Here is a 4,062-nt window from a genome sequence, read left to right as displayed (position 1 = left end):
TGTGATCTTCAGAGGTAAGTGGCGGTGAATCTTCAGCGATAGATGGCGTTACATGATCCCGATGACGAGGGATTCGCGGGCGGCGTCGACGACTTCGCTTGTGACCGTGTTGAGCTGGTTGATGTCCATGATGCGATGGATCTGCGCCATCAGCCGGGTGGTGAGCCTGAAATTGCCGCTGGTGATGCGGATGATCGCGGCGCGGGCCTCGCGGGTGGTGAAGTCTTCGGGGTTGTCGAGGCCGAGGTCGGGCCACTGACGCGACAGTACGAAGGTTTGTTCGTCGCTGGACAGGGGTTGGTAGTGGTGCAGGAATCCGACGCGGCTGTAGAGCTGCGGGTAGCGGGCCAGTCGGCGTTCAATGCCGGGCATGCCGATGAGGATCAGGCCGGCGCCGGTGCGGTCGTGGTGGTCGCGTAGCGCTTCTAGGGCGGGGTTTTTCAGCCGGTCGGCTTCGTCGACGATGACCAGTTCGGTATACGCCCCGTCAGGTTCAACGAGGTGCTCGGAGCCGCGGTCGGGGTTCAGCGTGGTCTCAATGGCCCAGCTGAGCCGGGTGTGCAGGTATCGGACCTCTTTCTCGACGATGAGGGGTGTGTTGTGCACCTTGGGGGTGTAGAAGACGGTGCGCACGGCGAGAGCAGGTTCGGGTGCGACGGTCTCGTAGAAGCGGAAGTGCTCGACGATCGGTCTGACGGTGTCCCATGAGCTGTAGTGGCGAGCCGACAGCGTTTTGCCGACACCGGGTGCGCCGTGGCATAGGCCGATGTAGCGGTCGCGGCGCACGGCATCGCAGAATTCAACGAAGCGGCGATGCTGCTTGGTGACAACGAATTTCGTTGTGGTAGTTGACTGCTCGGATGAGGGGGCAGCGGTGTGTTGGGTGTCCTGGTCCTGGATGTCGGCCATGACGTGGTCAGTCCTCTCGGTAAAGCTTGAGCGCATGTTTGGGCGCCGAATCCTGGTCGAGGTCGGCTGGCCCACTAGCCGCTACGGCCATCCCAGGCAGCGGGTAGTTGCAGTCGGGCTGATGAACGGCGATGAGCTGGTCGACAACCTTGGCGCGATCACGAAGGCCTTGGCGTAGTTCGCGGCGGCGGGCATTGCGGGCGGCGGTTATTTCCTTGAGCGCGACGGTGGTGCCGGCCAGCTCGGGGCAAATCGCCCGGCAGACGAACTTGTCGTCGTGGAAGATGCGGATCTCTGCCAGGTCGCGCGGGTCGTAGCGGATGGTGACCTGTTCGCCGACGTAGGCGGCCAGCACCGGGTCTAGGTAGCGCAGTCCTTGGAAGTGCACTCCATCGGGGTGGATCTTGCGGGGCTGGGCCACGGTGAGCAGCAGCAGGTCGAGTTGCTCCAACGAGTCGGGCATCCTGGGCAAGAACCCGCCGCCCGACCAGCGCTGTGCTGGTGTTTGGCGGGTCTCGCTGTGCACCCGGTGGTGATAGCCGTCGCTGAGGAACCGCCCGATCGCGGTGTCCAATTCGGGCAGGGTGAGCCGGGCCTGTCCGGCTCGATCAGGGGTTCCGCGTGGCGCGTAGCCGGGCAACGTCGACAGGCACATCTGGTTGACGCTGTTGAACAGCCGCTCGATTTTGCCCCGGCCGCGTGGCTTGCCGGGCAGGGAGAACACCAGTTGGATTTTCAGTTCGGCCGCTACGGTCTCCATATGCCGGGAGGTGAAGTCGCTGCCGTGGTCGGTGTAGAAAACGCCAGGGATGCCGCACACCGGCCAACCGGGATCGGGTTTGCGCCAAATCGCTTGCCGCAGCGCCAAAGCGGTGTTGATCGCGGAGGGTGCCTCCAAGCTGACCATGTAGCCGGCTGCAGCGCGGGAGTGGTCGTCTTCGATGACAGTCAACCAGGGGCGAGCCGGCTTTGCCGACGGCGTGATCACCCATAGGTCCAGTTCAGTGTGGTCGGCCTGCCATAGCTCGTTCGGCCCGCTCGCTTGACGCCGATACACCAAATCGAAGGTCTCCTCGTATCGTTTGGTGCCCTCGTGGGCCAACATCCGCAAGCCCGGATCGAGGCCCGCGACGATCGCGTACACCGTGCTGTAGGACGGCACCGGCCAGTCATGTTGCGGCGCAATCTGGGTCACCTGGCGGTGAATATTTGCCGCACTGATCGGAGGCCGTCGTAATGCCAGCCCCTCGATCAGCGTGACCATTTGATCGGGCAACCCGCGGCGGCCGCAATCAGAGCGTCCAGGACGGACCAGCCCCACTAGTCCTGACTTGCGGTAGCTGGCCAGCCAGCGCTGCGCGGTGCGCAGCGCCACCTCACCCTGACGCGCGGCTTCGGCCAGCGATATCCCGTCGTCCAGGTGTGGGCGCAGCACCGCGTAGCGGGCCATCGCCTGTTCGCGTTGGGCCATGGTCAATGCGGTATCCGCTTCGTCCGGTGTCCTGACCGGCTCTTGCGGGGGGGTCATGATGCGGCCGAGCCGTTGTTAAGGGCCTTGCCCAGATGCCGATAAATGGTGGGTCGGGTGACTCCGAACTCGGCGGCGATCTGCTCGACGGTGTAGCGACGCTTGCCGTGTTCGTCTTTCTCGTCGTACATCTGCTGGGCCAGCTTCACCTGACGGGGACCCAGTTTGGGTTTTTGCCCACCGGTGCGGCCGCGGGCCCGCGCGGCCGCCAAACCGTCCATGGTGCGCTCCGACATCAAAGCGTGCTCGAATTCCGCTACAGCGCCGAGGATTTGGAAGAACATGCGGCCAATGGCCGTTGAAGTGTCGATGCCTTGGTCGAGTACCACCAAATCCACGCCGGCGCCCTGCAGGCGCTTGGACAACTCGATGAGATGCTCCAGCGATCGGCCCAGCCGGTCCAGTTTGGTCACCACCAGCTGATCGCCGACACGGTTGGCCGACAGCAGAGCTTTGTCGAGCTCCGGCCGGCGGGCCAGCTTGCCCGACACCTTGTCGAGGAAAATCTGGTCACAGCCCGCCGCGGTGAGCGCATCGCGTTGGGCCTCGGGGTGCTGGTCGCGGGTGGAGACCCGCGCGTAGCCGATCCGCATGGCCGGACGGTATCGCCAACCCCCGACAAGTTGACGTTGGCGCGGACACGGCAAGCGTTACAGGCCTATCCTGCGGAAATGTTCAGCCTGGCGGACTGTCGCGCGAACGATCGTTAACGAAACACGCCGATGCTGCGTAACGGGGCGGTGTAAGGGATCGTGGCAGGGTGGATCATCAACCTCCTCGACCTGCCGGCTCGGCCGAGCCGGCTCAGTGGCTGATCGACCGGGTAGACCTATGGGATCACCAGCACTGGCCGACCGGCATGGTCGGTGCCGGCTTTGGGGCCTACGCCCGGCTACTGCATCCCCTCGACGATCACCCCGGACCACTGACCTGGGCGACGGTGGCCCGCGCCAACAGCCGCATTCTCCATCCATCGGCCTGGTGGGAGAAGATCAAGTCCTCAGCATCCTCGGGACGCGGCCGACCGGGCGACCCCATGCGGGGAGACCTGAACGGCTGGGCACTCAAGGCGCTCTGCGCCATCCTCGCCAGGCACACCACGACAGCACAGGCGTGCTGTTTCGCGGTCTGGGAAGGCTGGGGCTGGCTCCACGACCATGACAGTCCGGCGTCGACGATCACCGCCTACTACGCTCCCGACGGTGTGATCCCGGACATCCAACCGCCCCAGCCGGCACCGGCTCAATGGCGACTCGCCACAAGCGGACCCACCTTTTCACTACCCGGCCGCAGATACCACCTGTTTAAAGGCCACATCGACGCCGCCGTACGGATCGGACACTGGGTCAACGAGGACTTTTTCATCCCCCAATCGCCAAGCTTCTTCTGGCCCGCCGACCACACCTGGTGCGTGGCAACCGAAGTCGACTACGACTCCACCATCATCGGCGGTACACGTGAACTTATCGACCAGCTCCGCACATCCGAGATGATCGAGGTCCTACAGATTCCGCCCGACGCCCCATACGAAGATCGCCTAAACGCTTAACCGCACGCGGGTCATCGCGACTATGTGACGCCATTTACCGCTGAAGATTCACCGCCACTTACCTCTGAAAATCACA

Annotated in this window: 4 protein-coding genes; 1 reads left to right on the top strand and 3 read right to left on the bottom strand. The window is 64.0% G+C overall.

Features of this window, described 5'->3' with window-relative positions:
* Window positions 1-48: 48 nt before the first annotated feature.
* The 3 genes from AWC08_RS06720 to AWC08_RS06710 are packed head-to-tail and all read right to left on the bottom strand — an operon-like array spanning window position 49 to window position 3,030.
* Complete coding sequence (locus AWC08_RS06720; protein ID WP_055576339.1) at window positions 49-909, bottom strand: AAA family ATPase; 861 nt, start codon at window positions 907-909, stop codon at window positions 49-51.
* 7 nt (window positions 910-916) lie between these two features.
* Window positions 917-2,437: a Mu transposase C-terminal domain-containing protein gene (locus AWC08_RS06715; protein WP_082658354.1), complete on the bottom strand. Its 1,521-nt coding sequence runs from the start codon at window positions 2,435-2,437 to the stop codon at window positions 917-919.
* Window positions 2,434-3,030: a recombinase family protein gene (locus AWC08_RS06710; RefSeq protein ID WP_055576341.1), complete on the bottom strand. Its 597-nt coding sequence runs from the start codon at window positions 3,028-3,030 to the stop codon at window positions 2,434-2,436. Before AWC08_RS06710 ends, AWC08_RS06715 begins: the two co-directional genes overlap by 4 nt.
* Before the next feature lie 167 nt (window positions 3,031-3,197).
* Here AWC08_RS06710 and AWC08_RS06705 point away from each other — a divergent pair, with 167 nt between their 5' ends.
* On the top strand, window positions 3,198-3,986 hold the full coding sequence (locus tag AWC08_RS06705; protein ID WP_068021939.1) for a hypothetical protein: 789 nt from the start codon (window positions 3,198-3,200) through the stop codon (window positions 3,984-3,986).
* The last annotated feature ends 76 nt before the right edge of the window (window positions 3,987-4,062 follow it).

Source organism: Mycobacterium gordonae (genome assembly GCF_002101675.1).
Classification (GTDB): domain Bacteria; phylum Actinomycetota; class Actinomycetes; order Mycobacteriales; family Mycobacteriaceae; genus Mycobacterium; species Mycobacterium gordonae.
The sequence above is the reverse complement of the archived record's forward strand: the minus strand, read 5'-3'. Positions and strand labels throughout refer to the sequence as shown.

Bases quoted from the DNA above. Each gene is read 5' to 3' on its own strand.
- AWC08_RS06710 (WP_055576341.1), bottom strand. From the start codon at position 3,030: ATGCGGATCGGCTACGCGCGGGTCTCCACCCGCGACCAGCACCCCGAG.
- AWC08_RS06715 (WP_082658354.1), bottom strand. From the start codon at position 2,437: ATGACCCCCCCGCAAGAGCCGGTCAGGACACCGGACGAAGCGGATACC.
- AWC08_RS06720 (WP_055576339.1), bottom strand. From the start codon at position 909: ATGGCCGACATCCAGGACCAGGACACCCAACACACCGCTGCCCCCTCA.